At 36.1% G+C, this 16,635-nt stretch carries 14 protein-coding genes; 7 read left to right on the forward strand and 7 right to left on the reverse strand.

Annotation, left to right across the window (positions count from 1 at the left end; all coding sequences use genetic code 11):
- Positions 1-32: 32 nt before the first annotated feature.
- Complete coding sequence (locus FTRAC_RS14505) at positions 33-686, reverse strand: HAD family hydrolase (RefSeq protein WP_013455022.1); 654 nt, start codon at positions 684-686, stop codon at positions 33-35.
- 210 nt (positions 687-896) lie between these two features.
- Here FTRAC_RS14505 and FTRAC_RS14510 point away from each other — a divergent pair, with 210 nt between their 5' ends.
- The 3 genes from FTRAC_RS14510 to FTRAC_RS14520 are packed head-to-tail and all read left to right on the forward strand — an operon-like array spanning position 897 to position 4,642.
- A complete protein-coding gene (locus FTRAC_RS14510; RefSeq protein WP_013455023.1) occupies positions 897-2,159 on the forward strand; it encodes a hypothetical protein in 1,263 nt (420 codons plus the stop codon).
- Between the two features lie 15 nt (positions 2,160-2,174).
- On the forward strand, positions 2,175-3,788 hold the full coding sequence (locus FTRAC_RS14515) for a BCCT family transporter (protein ID WP_013455024.1): 1,614 nt from the start codon (positions 2,175-2,177) through the stop codon (positions 3,786-3,788).
- A complete protein-coding gene (locus FTRAC_RS14520; protein ID WP_013455025.1) occupies positions 3,785-4,642 on the forward strand; it encodes a universal stress protein in 858 nt (285 codons plus the stop codon). Before FTRAC_RS14515 ends, FTRAC_RS14520 begins: the two co-directional genes overlap by 4 nt.
- Positions 4,643-4,645: 3 nt before the next feature.
- Here FTRAC_RS14520 and dprA read toward each other — a convergent pair whose 3' ends face one another.
- From dprA to FTRAC_RS14540, 4 genes are all read right to left on the reverse strand, one after another.
- Complete coding sequence (gene dprA / locus FTRAC_RS14525) at positions 4,646-5,752, reverse strand: DNA-processing protein DprA (protein ID WP_013455026.1); 1,107 nt, start codon at positions 5,750-5,752, stop codon at positions 4,646-4,648.
- 27 nt (positions 5,753-5,779) lie between these two features.
- Positions 5,780-6,115, reverse strand: a complete 336-nt coding sequence (locus FTRAC_RS14530) for a MerR family transcriptional regulator (RefSeq protein WP_013455027.1) — start codon at positions 6,113-6,115, stop codon at positions 5,780-5,782.
- Between the two features lie 96 nt (positions 6,116-6,211).
- Positions 6,212-7,405, reverse strand: coding sequence for a CapA family protein (locus tag FTRAC_RS14535; protein WP_013455028.1), 1,194 nt, complete (start codon positions 7,403-7,405; stop codon positions 6,212-6,214).
- 66 nt (positions 7,406-7,471) lie between these two features.
- A complete protein-coding gene (locus tag FTRAC_RS14540; RefSeq protein ID WP_013455029.1) occupies positions 7,472-8,449 on the reverse strand; it encodes a M23 family metallopeptidase in 978 nt (325 codons plus the stop codon).
- Positions 8,450-8,616: 167 nt separating this feature from the next.
- Here FTRAC_RS14540 and alaS point away from each other — a divergent pair, with 167 nt between their 5' ends.
- The 3 genes from alaS to FTRAC_RS14555 are packed head-to-tail and all read left to right on the forward strand — an operon-like array spanning position 8,617 to position 13,843.
- Positions 8,617-11,247, forward strand: coding sequence for an alanine--tRNA ligase (alaS, locus tag FTRAC_RS14545; RefSeq protein WP_013455030.1), 2,631 nt, complete (start codon positions 8,617-8,619; stop codon positions 11,245-11,247).
- A 4-nt stretch (positions 11,248-11,251) separates the two neighbouring features.
- Positions 11,252-12,715, forward strand: coding sequence for an Asp-tRNA(Asn)/Glu-tRNA(Gln) amidotransferase subunit GatB (gene gatB / locus FTRAC_RS14550; protein ID WP_013455031.1), 1,464 nt, complete (start codon positions 11,252-11,254; stop codon positions 12,713-12,715).
- Positions 12,716-12,718: 3 nt separating this feature from the next.
- A complete protein-coding gene (locus tag FTRAC_RS14555) occupies positions 12,719-13,843 on the forward strand; it encodes a peroxiredoxin family protein (protein WP_013455032.1) in 1,125 nt (374 codons plus the stop codon).
- 389 nt (positions 13,844-14,232) lie between these two features.
- Here the strand turns inward: FTRAC_RS14555 and FTRAC_RS14560 are convergent, their stop codons facing one another.
- The gene (locus FTRAC_RS14560) at positions 14,233-15,309 is read right to left on the reverse strand and encodes a PAS domain-containing sensor histidine kinase (protein ID WP_013455033.1); all 1,077 of its coding nucleotides are present in this window, start codon (positions 15,307-15,309) and stop codon (positions 14,233-14,235) included.
- Between the two features lie 206 nt (positions 15,310-15,515).
- Between FTRAC_RS14560 and FTRAC_RS14565 the strand changes: the two genes are divergently transcribed.
- The gene (locus tag FTRAC_RS14565; RefSeq protein ID WP_085985386.1) at positions 15,516-16,343 is read left to right on the forward strand and encodes a helix-turn-helix domain-containing protein; all 828 of its coding nucleotides are present in this window, start codon (positions 15,516-15,518) and stop codon (positions 16,341-16,343) included.
- A 9-nt stretch (positions 16,344-16,352) separates the two neighbouring features.
- Here FTRAC_RS14565 and FTRAC_RS14570 read toward each other — a convergent pair whose 3' ends face one another.
- A complete protein-coding gene (locus tag FTRAC_RS14570) occupies positions 16,353-16,592 on the reverse strand; it encodes a hypothetical protein (RefSeq protein WP_041649878.1) in 240 nt (79 codons plus the stop codon).
- Positions 16,593-16,635 lie beyond the last annotated feature (43 nt).

Below are 16,635 nucleotides of genomic sequence, written 5' to 3' on the forward strand. Positions count from 1 at the left end.
TTTTTAACTGATTGTACTTCTGTTTAATTGAACTAAGAGACAGCATTTAATTCTTGGAAATCCTTGATTTTCATCAATAATCCATCGGGCAATTCTTCTTTTTTCAAGGATGTAAATAAACCGATTACATCCATTCCAGCTCTTTTAGCAGATTCAATGCCAGCAAGCGCATCTTCCAATACAACGCATTTTTCAGGAGAAATATTCAGTTCCTCAGCCGCTTTTAAATAAATCTGTGGATCTGGTTTTCCTTTGACAACCATTGTGCTGTCTATCACTGCATCGAAATATTCTCTAATATTTAGTCCGTCTAGTGTGAAATCTGCATTGGCAGTAATGGCTGAAGTAGCAACAGCCATTTTTAATCCTGCTTTTTTAGCTAAAGGTAAGAACTCCATCAAACCAGAAGTTGGGGCTAAATTAGCCCTATATAAATCTCTATAGATTTTCTCTTTTTCCTCTGCCAATCGCATCACTTCTGTATGATCAGCCTCAGGTTTTAATTCTAATATTACTTCTTGAATGGTTCTTCCATTATAATGATTTTGGAATTCTTCATCTGTAACTTCTTTTCCAAATTGCTTCAAAAACTGCTTTAAAGCTTCAATATGATAGGAGATATTATCAATTATAACACCATCCATATCAAATATGATGGCTTTTTTGTTAGAAAAAATACTGTGCATGTGTTCATTTTTAAAGAATACGAAATAAGGCAAAATACTCTTAAATACCGTATTGAGCTGTGATTTTCTTGTGATTAAATCAATATTAACTTAGCTTAAGTTAATTAGTTACTTAATCCAAATAGTAAGTGAAATAGTGCTTATCTAAACATTTTGCTTTTCAATGCATTATTATAGGTAGCGTATTTTTTCAATTCTAATAATCTAGATATGAAGATTAGATTTTTTATTATGCTGCTCTTTTCAATGTCAATTTTCTTTGACCTCAATTCTCAGGCTCTAATTGATGATAAAGATACCACATTTATTATCATCGGAGGGGCAGTCCGATTCAATACTATGTACACCATTTATGAAGGAGAAACTTTTCCTTTACCAACTGAAAACAGGAATGGTTTCTTTTGGGATACTTGGAGATTTGAAGCAAAAGGCCAGACGAAAAACATAGGGGTTGATTTTGAATATCGCTTTTATCCAGGTTTTAATACGCATTTTGTAAAAAAGGCATATTTGTTTCATGATTTTTCCGATAAGCTTCATTTGCAATTAGGGGTAACGCAAGTTCCGTTTGGGGCATTAGAGTTTTCGGGTAACTCATGGTGGTTTCATATGCCCTACTATTTTGGTTTGGAAGATGACTATGACTCAGGGATTAAATTAAAATGGCAAAATGAAAATTGGACTTATCATTTTGCTTATTTCTTGATGGCAGAACCTCGGGGCGTGAGTGAACCAGGTTATGGCAGTTTTCCTTCAGCGCGTTATTCTTATGATGTAATCCCGGAAGATGGTTATAATGGTAATAAAGAAAGAAATCAGCTAAATGCTCGAGCCGAATATGAAAAAGGTAAGTTCCTGATGGGCTTTTCAGCTCAGTTTGGTGAAATATATAATTCTAATACTGGCGATAGTTTCAGTCACTGGGCAACAGCCTTTCATTCTCAATATGCTTTGAAAGAAGAAGCAAAAATCAAATTCCAGTTTACTCACTACGACTATCCTAATAGCTTAGATGATGATGGAAACCCTGTAAATCATGTCAATATGGGAGCGTACGGATTTAATACTTATCAAGTGGCTTCCCAAGCTAGCACTTTTTCACTAGGCTTATCTTATGAATATAAAGTGGATTGGGGACCAATATCAAGTTTGACTTTTTATGATGATTATTCTTATATGCATAAATATGGTAGCATTGAAATTTTGGGGAGAGAGTATGAATTTGTAGATTCCCACCAGAATATCCTGGGATTTATGGTGACAGCAGGGAATACTTATACATTTTTTGATATTGCTTCGGGGATTAATCAGCCTTGGTTGAGCGATTCTTTTGGTGGAAATGCATTGAGTTCTGGAAGAGGAGAAAATGTAGGGGAAACAGTAGGCGTTACCGAAGAGGGAGCATTAAATCCTCCGCTTCCTGATCCCAGTATCAATACTCGTTTCAATATTAATATTGGTTATTATTTCTAAATAGAAGAAAATACTATGAAGAATAAATTAAGTAAGTACTTTGATGTTCATAAGCCAGTCTTTTGGCCCGCCACAATCTTGATTGTGGTTTTTATCACAGTCACTTTAATAGTGGGTGAGCCGATGGAAAAAATCTTTGCAGATATCCAAGAAGGGCTATCAAATTATGTAGGATGGTTTTTTGTCCTGGTGACAAATTTGTTTTTGATTTTCTGTATTGTTATCGGTTTTAGCAAGTTGGGTAAAATAAAATTAGGAGGAAAAGATGCTAAGCCTGAATTTAGCAGAGGCTCTTGGTTTGCTATGCTTTTTAGTGCAGGTATGGGTATTGGTATAATTTTCTGGGGTGTAGCAGAACCCATGAATCACTTTCTAAGCCCTCCTCAGGATGTAGAGAGTCCACGTGAAGCAGCTTCTCTAGCTATGCAATTTAGTTTCCTTCATTGGGGGTTGCATGCTTGGGGAATATATGCTTTAGTAGGATTGTCTTTGGCATTTTTTGCATTTTCTAGGAAACTACCACTGACAATTCGTTCTGTTTTTTATCCTATTTTAGGAGATAAAATATATGGCTGGATAGGTGATGTGATCGATGTTATTGCAGTGCTGGCTACTTTGTTTGGCTTGGCAACTTCTCTTGGATTGGGTGTGAAACAGGTCAACTCAGGTTTGACCTATCTTTTTGATATTCCGGATACAGTTACTACGCAAGTACTTTTAATTGCTGGGATTACACTTGTGGCTACAATTTCTGTTTTTTCAGGCATTGATAAAGGAGTTAAAAATTTAAGTGAATTAAATATTAGGATTGGAGCTATATTCCTGATTTTCATAATCGCTGTTGGTCCAACTTTATTTATTTTTGATTCCTACATTCAAAATTTAGGGAATTATATTCAGAATTTCTTCAGCATGAGCTTTTGGACGGAATCCTATGCGAATGAAGGTGAAGGTGGTTGGCAAAACGGATGGACAGTTTTTTATTGGGCTTGGTGGATTAGCTGGTCACCGTTTGTAGGTATGTTTATTGCTCGAGTGTCAAAAGGAAGAACAGTAAAAGAATTTATTACTGGCGTTTTACTTGTCCCGACATTACTGACATTTTTATGGATGACCGCTTTTGGTGGCACAGGTATTTGGGTTCAATTAAATGAAATTGCAGATATTGGACCAGAGATTGTAGCCAATGCTTCTACTAGTTTGTTTGTGTTATTGGAACAATTTCCTTTAACTGGGATCGCTTCTGGGATAGGCGTTATCTTGGTAATTAACTTCTTTGTAACTTCGTCAGACAGCGGTTCTTTGGTAATTGATAGTATTACCGCTGGAGGAAAATTAGACGCACCGGTTGGGCAAAGAATCTTCTGGGCTGTTTCGGAAGGTGCAGTCGCTGCTGTACTTTTAGTAGGCGGAGGATTAACGGCCTTACAGACTGCAGCCATTACTACAGGTTTGCCATTTGCGTTTGTCTTGATTTTGATGATGTTTAGTTTGTATAAAGGCTTGATGAAAGAGCACGCTCGTAATTTGGCTAAGGATAAAGAAACTGATTTTGAGTCTTATCAAGAGAAATTAAAATCCGTTTTAGGAAAAAGGAGTGAAAAAGGCACTAAAAAGAAAGAGGGATGAAGAATGTAATTGTATTTATGGACATGTCCGAAATGGACGATACTGTATTAAAACAAGTTAAACAACTTGAGAAAGTATGGGGATTTGACAATATATGTCTGGCTCATTACATAGAACTTCAGGAACTAACCGATGATTTTTCTTCTCAATTTCCTGATTTAGATAAGCCATTAGAAGAAATCCTTGAAGATGAAATCACGGAAAAGGCTGCCCAAGTCGGATGGACGCCAGATAACTATACTGTAAAGATTCATAGTAAAGGAGGTAAAGATGATTTGACTCATTGGATAAATACTAGTGAATACAATCTATGCGTCTTTGGGAAAAAGGTGATCAATCCAGGTTCGGGTATTTTTGCTTCTAAAATTGCCCGGTTGATAGATAAATCCATTTTGTTTACTACCGAAACTTCACGTCCAAATTTCGATAATGTGATGCTGTGTGTCGATTTCTCATCTTATTCAAAGAAGGCAGTTAATTTCTTAAACCAGTACATTCCAGATTCGGTATCAAATTTTAGCTTGTTCCATGTTTATAAAGTACCCGCTATTTATTTTCCATTCGTTAAGCAGAAATCTGAAAAGCTAGTGGAGGAAGAGAGGAAGAAAGCTGTAAAGGCACTGGATCATTTTCGTGAAAAGTACACTAAGCAACCAAAGTCCAATGCATGGGTTGAATATGCTAATGACCAGCCCTCAGACAAGGTGATCTATAATTATGCCCGAACGCATTATGTTGATTTAATAGTAGTGGGGATCAAAGGAAAATCGGATGACGATGACTTATTAATTGGTTCAGTTGCAGAAAAATTGATTCAGCCTGATAGATCAGTGCCGGTCTTGTTAGTGCAATAAATATTAAGCCACTTGATATCGCTTCCCGGGCAATGATTTTATAATACCTTGCATTTCAAGATTCAGTAAAATACTGGCTAGCTGATTAAGATTTATTTGGCTTTTTATGCTCAAAATATCAATTGATAATTCCTTATTGTTTTGAAGCAAGGTATTCATCACGCTTTGCTCTTCTTCATTTAGTGAGGATAAATCAAGAACTTTTTGCTTGATGGCTGCCTGATTTTCCAATTCCCAATTCATAATATACAAAACATCATCAGCGGTTTCCACCAAATGTGCTTTATGTTGCTTGATGAGTTTGTTACAACCTTCTGAATAATTATCACCTATCCTGCCCGGAAAAGCACCAACTTCTCTGTCATAAGAATTTGCCAATTCTGCGGTGATCAAAGCACCACCTTTCTTGGCAGCTTCCACTACAATTACCAAATCTGCCATGCCGGCTATAATTCTATTTCTGGCAGGGAAATTAAAAGCATCAGGTTTTGCCCCAAAAGATTGTTCAGATATAATACCTCCAGATTTCTGCATTTCCATTGCAGTCGATTGATGTGCAGAGGGGTAAATGACATCTATTCCAGAACCCATTACTGCATAAGTAGTGAGTTGATGCTTTAATGCAGCTCTATGGGCATGAATGTCTATTCCATAAGCTAGACCGCTTAAAATGATAGGTTTTAAAGGACTCAGCTTTTCAATCATTTCCTCAGTTAGTTTTTTGCCGTAGGGAGTTGCATTTCTAGTGCCGACTACTGCAACGGTGGGCTGTTTTCTGTTGATAGGAAATTGCCCTTTAGTATAAATTAGAATTGGGGCATCTGGTATTTGCTTTAAGCGAAATGGATAATCTTTGTCTAAATAGCTGATGATTTTTACGCCTTGTTTTTCTGCTTTAGCAAATTCTTGCTCGGCACAATCAGTGATTTCTCGGCTTGTGATATTATCGATGGTTTTTTGACCAATACCAGGGATTTTCAAAAGTTTGGATTGAGGTAGGTCTAAAACTGCCTGAGCAGAACCGCAATGGCTTATAAGACTTTTAATAGTAATATTACCTATTTTGGGGATTAAATGCAGGCTTAAAAGTGCCTTTTCCTCTGCATTCATATGGGGTAGTTTTGGTTGTTCTAAATGTTATATATTCTCTTTTATCTCGGTTAAAAAATTTCTGATGTTTCTTAGAGAATCGAGCATTTCCATTTTGTCTCGAACTTCATTTGAATCATTTTTAAGCATATCTTTAGCACCCTGCAATGTGAAGCCTTTCTCTTTCACCAAATGATAAATCAATTTTACATTTTCAATATCTTCTTTGGTAAATTGTCTATTGCCCTTTCTGTTCTTCTTAGGTTTGATAATATCAAACTCTCCCTCCCAGAATCGAATCAAAGAGGTGGCAACGTCAAATTGTTCGGCTACTTCACCTATGGTGTAGTATTTTTTCTCTATGGTTTTTTCCTTGTATGGCACAGTCTATTATATGAATTCGATAATTAAATTACTGAAAAATTTTCACTCATTATTGTAAAAACTACTAGCATTATTATCAATGCCTTAAAAGCCAATTTAAAATTGGTCTTGAATATAGCGAATATTCCCTTCTGGGTCAATTAAAATCTTGGATTCTGGAAAATCAGCTTCTGTTAATTCTTTTATTTTTTGTGCTGCAGCATGATTTACATCAATTTCAGGCACTCCTGCACCTTTTTGAACTGCAGAAATAATTCTTCCCTTTACGAAACTTCCATCTTCTGTTATCCAAACTTTTGCAATAGGAGCCAAGCCGTTTGCACCTCTTAAATTAAATCTACCGTAAGTGGCGAAGTTTCCTAAACTGTAAGCAATAAACCTATTTTTATAAACTTCTATTGCTCTGGCTACATGCGGTCCATGTCCGAAAATAATATCGGCTCCAGCATCTATCATTTCATGAGAAAACTCATAGACATTTCCTCTATTCTCCCCATAGAAATATTCTCTTTCACGCGTTACATGTTGGTACTTCTTGCCTTCAGCTCCTCCGTGGAAAGACACGATGATAATATCAGATAAACTATCTAAATGTTGAATGATTCCTTTTGCCGCATCTAAATCATTGATGCTTTGGGTTCCGTTATTGGGGGAGAAAGCCACAAATCCGTATTTGATTCTTTCATGCTCAAAAATCGTGAAAGGCTGTGTTAATTGACCGGCATGATGGATGCCTAAACTATCTAATACTCGCATGGTGTTTTTCCTGCCTGTTTCCCCAAAATCCCCAGCATGGTTATTGGCTAAGCTCATTAAATCAATGCCGGCATCTACATAATGACTAGCTAAATGTTCTGGGCTTCGGAAAATGTAACAAACGGACGGGTCAGAACAACTTTTGGCTTCTCCACCTTCATTTAGGATCACACCTTCTTGATTACCGAAAGTTAAATCCGCATCTCTTAAAATATGAGCAACTGATGATAACATGTACTTTCCTGAATCTGGCGGCAAATAGCCTTCATTGGGGAAATTGGTACCAATCATAATGTCGCCAACTCCAATCACACTAATGGTGTCAGGTGTTTTAGGATGGATTTTAATGGTGACTTCTTCCTGAGTTGGGATAGTATCTTTAATAACAATCTGAACCGTATCAATTTTCTGTTGAGTACTGTCAACTTCGGCTTGTTTTTTAGTCGAATCGTCCTTTTGTGCTGTTTTTTGCAAAGATTTACAGCCTGACAGGATCAAAAGAACAATAAAAAATGTGAAAATTGATTTAGTCATTATTTATGAGGCTAAAAAAAGCAGTCTCTCGACTGCTCTTTAATATTTTAGATATTTTATTTATGATTACCCTAGGGATTGGTTTTCTCTAGATGACAATTCTAATAGTTTTTCATATTCCTCATCAGATACATCTTGATAGAAATAATGAACAGGGTTGATAGGTTTGCCATCTTTATGAATTTCATAATGAAGATGTGGAGCGGTAGAAGTTCCTGTAGTTCCTACGAAACCAATACAATCTCCTCTTTTTACTTTATCTCCTCTTTTCACATTAAAAGAAGACATATGAGCGTATTTCGTAATGAATCCGTAACCGTGATCTATTATCACTAACTTACCGAAGCCTCCAAAAGTACTGCTAACTCTAATTACTTCACCATCTCCAGTAGAATAAATTGGAGTTCCACGAGGAGCAGAAAAATCGCAACCTTCATGCATCCGAACTACTTTCAAAATAGGATGCATTCTCATACCATATCCTGAAGCTAATCTTTTTAACTCCTTATTAGGGATAGGTTGGATAGCAGGGATAGAAGCCATCATTTCTTCTTTATTTTCCGCCAATTCCAAAATCTCATCGTAAGATTTTGTCTGGATATACATTTGCTTTTTCACCTTATCGAGTTCTTGCATCATATCAAGAATAAGATTTTCTCTTTCTAGCTCGCTTTCAATGATATTTTTGTATCGCTCAGCACCACCAACTCCTGCAGCTCTAATGCTCGAAGGAATGGGTTCAGCGCCCATAATGTTTCTATAAACTTCATCATCTCTCTCTTGTAAGGAGGATAAAACCTTTTGAACATTATTCACTTCTTTTTCCATCATTTCATAATAGAATTGAAGTTCTTTATTTTCTTTTTTAAGTTGAGCCTCTTTTGGAGAATCAAAATATGCGTTATAAACAATGATAATGCCGACAGCCAGAATCAATGATACAGACAAAAAGCCCAATAAATTTAAAAATATGTCCCACTTTGATACCTTTACTCGCTCATATCTGCAAGTTTCGGTGTCGTAATAGTATTTAATTCTTGCCATTCCGTTTTAGACTCGTTAAAAACTTCTAATTTTGTACTCGGATTCTTTAATCCGCAAAATTGCACAAAGGTTCATCAAAAATCAAATTTTTTGATAAATCTCATTGATAAAGGCAAATATAAACAAATATTTTTAAAGTAAAACATTAAATACAAATACTTTACTCCATGACTTCCAGCGAGATACGTAAAAAGTTCTTGAACTTCTTTCAAGAAAAAGAGCACAAAATAGTGCCCTCAGCCCCTATGGTAATCAAAGATGACCCTACTTTGATGTTTACCAATGCCGGTATGAATCAGTTTAAAGACTATTTTTTAGGCAATAAAGTTGCAGAAGCCACAAGAGTAACTGATACTCAAAAATGTTTAAGAGTTTCAGGGAAGCATAATGATTTAGAGGAGGTTGGCCACGATACCTACCACCACACTATGTTCGAAATGCTGGGAAACTGGTCCTTTGGAGATTATTTTAAGAAAGAAGCTATCGAATGGTCTTGGGAATTATTGACTGATATTTTCAAATTGCCAAAAGAAAGATTGTATGTAACCGTTTTTGAAGGTGATAAAGCAGATGGTATTCCTTTTGATCAGGAAGCTTATGATTTTTGGAAGGGACACATTGACGAGAGCCGAATTCTCAAAGGCGATAAAAATGACAATTTCTGGGAAATGGGGGATACGGGACCTTGCGGGCCGGCCTCTGAAATTCATGTTGACTTAAGAGATGAAGCAGATATAGCCAAAATCCCGGGAAAGGATTTGGTTAATAATGACCATCCTTTAGTGGTAGAAATCTGGAATTTGGTTTTTATCCAATTCAACCGAAAAGCAGATGGAAGTTTACATGCATTGCCTGCTCAACATATTGATACAGGTATGGGCTTCGAACGTATTTGCATGGCTATCCAGAATAAGAAATCTAATTATGATACAGATGTTTTCACTCCTTTATTGGATGAATTAGCTAAGATTTCTGGTAAAAAATATGGTGAGTTAAGCAAAATTGACATAGCATTCCGCGTAATCGTGGATCACATCCGAGCAATTTCGCTTTCTATTTCTGATGGACAATTGCCATCCAATAATAAAGCAGGCTACGTTATCAGAAGGATTTTAAGAAGAGCAGTCCGTTATGGCTATACCTTCCTTGATTTGAAAGAGCCATTCCTTTTTAAATTAGTTCCGATTTTAGCTAAGCAGTTTGAAGAAGTTTTCCCAGAGTTGAAAGCTCAACAAGAATTAGTGGAAAAAGTAATCAAGGAAGAGGAAACTGCTTTCTTGAGAACTTTGGAAAATGGTTTGAAAAGATTGGAAAGTATAAAAGCTGAGTTGTCTAGCAGTGGAAATGCGACTATTTCGGGTGCAGTGGCTTTTGAACTGTATGATACTTATGGCTTTCCATTGGATTTAACTGCTTTGATTGCGAAAGAGAATGGATTAACTGTTGATGAAAAAGGCTTTGAGCAAGCAATGAATGAGCAAAAAAATCGCTCAAAATCAGCAGCTAAAATGGAAACAGGCGACTGGCAAATTGTGAACGAAGGCAGAGATGTAGAATTTGTTGGTTATGATGAAGTAAAAGCTGACGCTAAAATATTACGATACCGCTCCGTGAAGAACAAAAATAAAGAGCAAATTCAATTAGTATTGGATAAAACGCCTTTTTACGCTGAGAGCGGTGGACAAATAGGGGATACCGGTATTTTGAAAGTTAGCAACGAAACCATTAAGGTTCTAGACACCAAAAAAGAAAATGATTTGATTGTGCATTTCGTGGATAAAATCCCTGCTCAATTGGATGCTAAAGTCCATGCACAAATAGATAATGATCGCAGAAGAAAAATTGTATATAATCACTCAGCCACTCACCTTGTGCATGCAGCCTTAAGAGAAGTTTTGGGTGACCATGTGCAACAAAAAGGTTCTTTAGTTTCGGATAAATTGTTGCGATTTGACTTTTCTCATTTCTCTAAAATGACGGATGAAGAAATCTTGAAAGTAGAAAGAAGGGTGAATGAGAAGATCAGAGAGAACATTCCGCAGCAAGAAGAACGCAATATTCCCATTGAAGAAGCCAAAGCAAAAGGAGCAATGGCGCTTTTTGGAGAGAAATATGGAGATACTGTAAGGATGATAACATTCGATCCGAATTATTCTGTTGAGCTTTGTGGAGGAGTACATGTGCCAGCTACTGGAAATATTGGTCAGTTTAAAATTACTACTGAAACCTCTGTAGCTGCTGGGATTAGAAGAATTGAGGCTGTGACAGGAGAGAAAGCAGAAGAATATCATTTAGATCAAGAAGCAATTCTAAAGCAAGTAAATGCTTTATTGAAAAGTCCGAAAGATTTAGCTCAGGCTGTAGAACAGTTGATGAAAGAGAAAAATGAGCTGCAAAAATCTTTAGAAAAAGAGCAATCAAAACAAGCGGGGGCTTTAAAGGATGAATTGATCAAGAATGCTGAAAAGCAAAATGATATTTCAGTAATTATCAGCGAAATTGCTTTGCCCAATGCGGATGCTTTGAAGAAGTTATCATTTGAATTAAAAAATGAAGTTGATTCATTATTTGCCGTGTTAGCTTGTGATGTGGATGGAAAACCGCAGATTTCAGTCGTAATTTCTGAGAATTTGGTTGAAAGCAAAGATTTGAATGCTGGAAAAATTATCAGAGATTTAGCAAAGAATATCCAAGGCGGTGGTGGAGGTCAAGCCTTTTTTGCCACAGCAGGTGGTAAAAAATTGGAAGGATTGCCTCAGGTAGTTTTACAAGCCAAAACTATGGCTAAAGAATTATAAGATTATGTCTTTAGACAAATCCATAAGAGATCAATATAGAGTTGTAATAGGACTTGAAGTGCATGCGCAGTTGTTGACAGAGAGTAAATTATTCTGTTCTGATTCAACTTCCTTTGGAGCAAGTCCTAATACGCATATTAGTCCTATTTCATTGGGGCATCCAGGCACTTTGCCAAAGCTCAATAAAAAAGCTGTGGATTATGCCATTAAAATGGGCTTGGCTTGTGAATGTAAAATCACCGAAGAAAATATTTTTGCCAGGAAGAACTATTTTTATCCCGATTTGCCCAAGGGCTATCAAGTTACACAAGACAAAGCCCCGATTTGCGTGGGAGGTAAAGTGTGGATTAAAGCAAAAGGCGAAACTGAGGAAAAGGCAATTGCCTTGAATCGAATCCATATGGAGGAAGATGCGGGAAAATCCATTCATACCGAAGATGCAAGCGATACCTTAGTGGATTATAATAGAGCCGGAGTACCCTTAATTGAAATAGTGACTGAGCCAGATTTACGAAGTGCGGATGAAGCTTATGCATTTCTAACGGAAGTGAGAAGGCTGGTGCGATATCTTGAAATCTGTGATGGCAATATGGAAGAAGGTTCTTTGCGATGTGATGCCAATGTCTCGGTAATGCTCAAGGATGCCAAAGAATACGGTAGCAAGGTGGAAGTGAAAAATATGAACTCCATCAGAAATGTGCATCGAGCGATTGAACATGAAGCTGAGAGACTAATTTTACTATTAGAACAAGGCAAGAAAATTATTTCAGAAACCCGTGATTTTGATGCAGCTACTGGAACAACTTCCAGCCTAAGGAATAAGGAAGAGTTGAATGATTATCGCTATTTTCCTGAACCAGATTTATCTCCCTTAATTGTAGATGAAGCTTGGATCAAAGAAATCAAAGCTCGAATGCCAGCACTACCTCGGGAGCTGCAGCAGAAATTCATTGAGAAATATGGAATCCCAGAATATGATGCTCAGGTATTAACTGATAATAAAGGAATTGCCTTATATTTCGATGCGCTTTGTCAAGAGACTTCAAATTATAAATCAGCTTCCAATTGGATAATGGGAACGGTAAAATCTTATTTGAATGAACATAATATAGGAATTGATCAATTTTCAATTTCGCCTAAAAAATTAGGAGGTCTGATTCAATTAGTAGATGCTGGAAAAGTAAGCAATACCGTTGCCAATCAGCAGATATTTATTGAAATGCTGAAAAGCAAAGAGGCTGATGCAGAAACAATTGCGGTGGAAGCGAACCTATTACAAGAAAGTTCGTCTGACAGTATTCAGCCAATTATTGATGAGGTTATCAAAGATATGGCAGATAAGGTGAAAGAATATAAATCTGGTAGAAAAGGATTAATAGGATTATTCGTTGGGGAAGTGATGAAACGAAGCAAAGGAAAAGCTGACCCCAAAAAAACAAATGAATTATTACAACAAACTTTAAAATAGAATATGAGGATTATTTTGAGAAATAGCGCTTTTGCAATTATAGCTGCTTTAGTTATAGTAGCATGTGATAATAATAAGGAAGAAAATGGCGGTGCCACAATTACTGGGACAGTTGAAAACCCGCAAGATCAAGGTGCGATTACTTTGGCTAAAATTAGCGGAGGTAAGAGAGAAGTTGTGGATACTTTATATTTAGATGCGAATAATACGTTTGAATCAACAGTTGAAACCACTGGTCCTGAGTTTTATCAAATCAATTTTTATAATAGTCAAGTTGCTACTTTGATTGTAGATGATGAAGATTTAGAAATAGTAGCAGATGGAGGAGACAGAAATGGGAAGTTAGAGATAACAGGTTCCCAGGATATGGAATATATGAGTCAACTGCAAGACATCATGAAAAAGCAGAATGATGAAGTGCAAGAAATCAATAAAGAATTCATGGCTGCTCGTCAGGCTCAGGATGAAGAAAAAATGAAAAATATCCAAGATGATTTTCTTTTGATGCAGGAGAAGAAGAAAGAAGATATTAAGAAAAAAGTGGAGGGAATGCTGCCTTCTTTAGCCGCTATTCAGGCAATGAATTTTTTCAATCCTAATGAGGATTTTAAATTTATGAAATCTGTGGCAGATAGAGTTGCAGAAGCACATCCTAATTCTGATATGGCCTCTTTCTATAAAAAGCAGATGGATGAAATGGCAAAAATATCAGTTGGCGCTCAAGCTCCGAATTTCAGTATGCCAACCCCAGAAGGTGATACGGTAAGCTTGAAAGATTTCAGAGGAGATTATGTTTTAATAGATTTTTGGGCAGCATGGTGTAAGCCTTGCCGTCAGGAAAACCCAAATATTGTAGCGGCTTACAATAAATATAAAGATGCTGGATTTCAGATATTAGGGGTTTCGCTTGATAAAAAGCGTGAAGATTGGTTGAGAGCCATTGAACAGGATAATCTAGAATGGACGCAGGTTTCTGAACTGAAATATTGGCAAACCCCTATTGTTCAGGAATACAAAATAAATGGTATTCCATTTTCTTTATTATTAGATCCGGAAGGCAAGATTGTGGCCAAAAATCTAAGAGGAGAAAACCTACATGAAAAATTAGCGGAGATTTACGGAAGTTAATTTTTAAAGGTGATATATTTAGAAAGCCCTGATTCAGTAATGAGTTAGGGCTTTTTTGTTCATTCATCGTCCCCATGCTTGGTGGCACACCAAGTATTCGTGAATTTGATGTTATATGATTTGTTTAAATAGAAAGGCATTCATTGAAGAAGAAATTTTGCATAGCTGCTTGCATAATTCTGTGCGTCATACCTGCGGAGGCAGGGGTCTTGGTTTAATGAAACAAAGTTTCAATAACTTTTCATTTGGCAATTCTTTACTCAGACGTACATTCTACATTTTTAACCGAAGGTTAAAATAAAGAGATCCCCACCTTCGTGAGGATGACGCACAGAATTAAGTGCGCAATATGATCAATTGTTGATCACTTATAATAGCGGTAATCCCCCTCACCTCAATCTCTTATTAAAAGTAATCGTAAACTTCGTTCCTTTATTCACTTCACTTTCAACTTTAATGTCTCCACCCAAACTGGTAACATGAGTATGAACCAAATATAGTCCAATCCCTTTGCTGTCTTCATTATGATGGAAAGTTTGATGTAAACCGAAAATCCTGTCTTTTACTTTTTCTATGTCAAATCCAATACCATTGTCTTCATAGGATAATTCGATTTTAGTTGATAAATCTTGAGTTTTGATCCTCATTTCAGGAGTTTTTTCAGGCGCAGTATATTTGATGCTATTAGTGATGAGATTTAGAAATATGCTTTCTAAATAATCCCTATTAAATTGAACTGAAGGGCAATCTTTAAAATCAGTTATGAAATTGGCACCAGATTTACTCACTAGATTGTTGATGGAATCTAGCACTAATTCGAGACTTTCTTGAAATGAAATTTCCTCTACTTGTATCTCACGGCTGTTTGTTTCAATAAGTGAATTAATGTAAAAATTCATTTTCTCTTTCAATTGATCAACCCCATTCTTTATTAGGTTAATCAGTTTTTTGTTTTTATCATCTGGAATTTTGTCTAGATCAATCATCGCTATGATTGAATTCAGATTATTGACAGGAGATCTTAAATCATGGGAAGTTTTATAATTAATTTGCTCAAAATTTTTATTGCTTTTGGAGAGTTCTGCCAACTGCATATTTCTTTCCGCTTCTAGTCTTTTTTTATGGGAGATGTCTTTTGCAATGGCAAATATTACTTTGTCTTCCTCTGAAGGAATCGAAGTCCAGGCTAACCAGACAATTTTGCCTTTTTTGGTAATATATCGGTTTTCAAAATAATGGAGATCGTTGGCTTTGGTCAGATTTTTTCTTGCTGAGGCAGTAGTATTTTGGTCATCAGGATGAACGAAATCATTGATGGGTTTTGAATACAATTCTTCAAAGGAATAACCTAGCGTCTTAGAAACGGCAGAATTTACTTTTTTGAAATAGCCATCATAACTAGCAATGCAAACTAAATCAGTGGTGAGTTCAAAAAATCTTTCAAAATTAAAAGTAGTAGTACTCATTAAAAATATTCCATTGAAAATATGATTCTTTAAAGATACTGTTTTTTAAATTAGGGTAGAGAATTATTTTAACTGAATAGAAGAAATTGTGTAAATTGACCTTAAAAGCCGATTGTCGGGTTAATGTCGGCTTTAATCCATTTTAATTCGTTTTATTTTAAGGTTTAAAAAAGCTACTTGCCATGGTCAACAAAACAGTATATAATATGAAACAACCTGAATTAGGCCATAAAATCCAAAATTGGAGAAAGGCACAAGGACTTACGCAAGAAGAGCTTGTAGAAAAATGTAACTTAAATGTTCGTACCCTTCAAAGAATTGAAGCGGGCGAGGTGCTACCAAGAAGCTATACAGTGAAATCAATCTTGGAAGTGCTAAAGGTGGATTTTTCTGAACTTAATTTAAAAGAAGAGCAGAAAAATCAATTATCAGTTTTACTGGAAAGTAAAAGGTCATTCTTGAAGTGGGGCGCAATTGTAGGGATTATTTATCTATGTCTATCATTTGTCGAAGGCTTTATGGAGATTGGATTCTACGATGAAAGTAGTAGCGATATTTCGGGTTTAAATTATAGCTTGGTGAAAATTGGAGTGATGCTTTCATTCGCTGTCTTTTACTATTCCTTCTTTTTAATTGGGAAAGCATTAAATGATGATTTTTTAAAGATTAGTGCTTTATTTATGATAGCACTTATATTGATCAGTAATATTAATGATATAGCCGTGTTTTATTCAGGCTATTTATCAGTAGAAACACTCTTGATCATGAGAAGTGTGGTTTTCGGAATTGGCTATTTATTATTAGGGACCGCTTTTGCCTTAAGGCAAAAATCTTTAGGCACACTTTCATTGGTGACTGGAATTTTTGGTATTGTCACAGGCTTAGGTTTTTTAAGTGTCTTAATGGCGATTCCTGCGCTCTTTACTTTAACTGTATTTGAAATTTTAATGCTTGTGATGATATTTAAGGTGATGAATTCAAATGAATTTTCTGATGAAAGTCAGAAGGATCAGTTTTCTGCGGTACTTTCTTAATTTTTTTGATTAGTATTTAGGGAACTCTTGATAAATACCGTATAGCTTGAAAGCCAAATAATCTTTGCTCGGAGGGAGCGGGAGGGAGGACAAAACAGCGGGCCAGCGTTGGGGAGTGCGTAGTCCGCCAGCTGGCGGATTGTCTTGAATTTTTGTTTCTTTTTGTTCAATCAAAAAGAAAGGTAGAAAAGTACAAAGTGTAATTTGGGAAATAGTATTGTCAAATATCTCTAAAACTTCAAATTTCAATCAAAAGATTTAATTTTGAGGTTTTATAAATGACTTAGATTCA

Origin of the sequence: Marivirga tractuosa DSM 4126 (genome assembly GCF_000183425.1) — a bacterium.
GTDB lineage: Bacteria > Bacteroidota > Bacteroidia > Cytophagales > Cyclobacteriaceae > Marivirga > Marivirga tractuosa.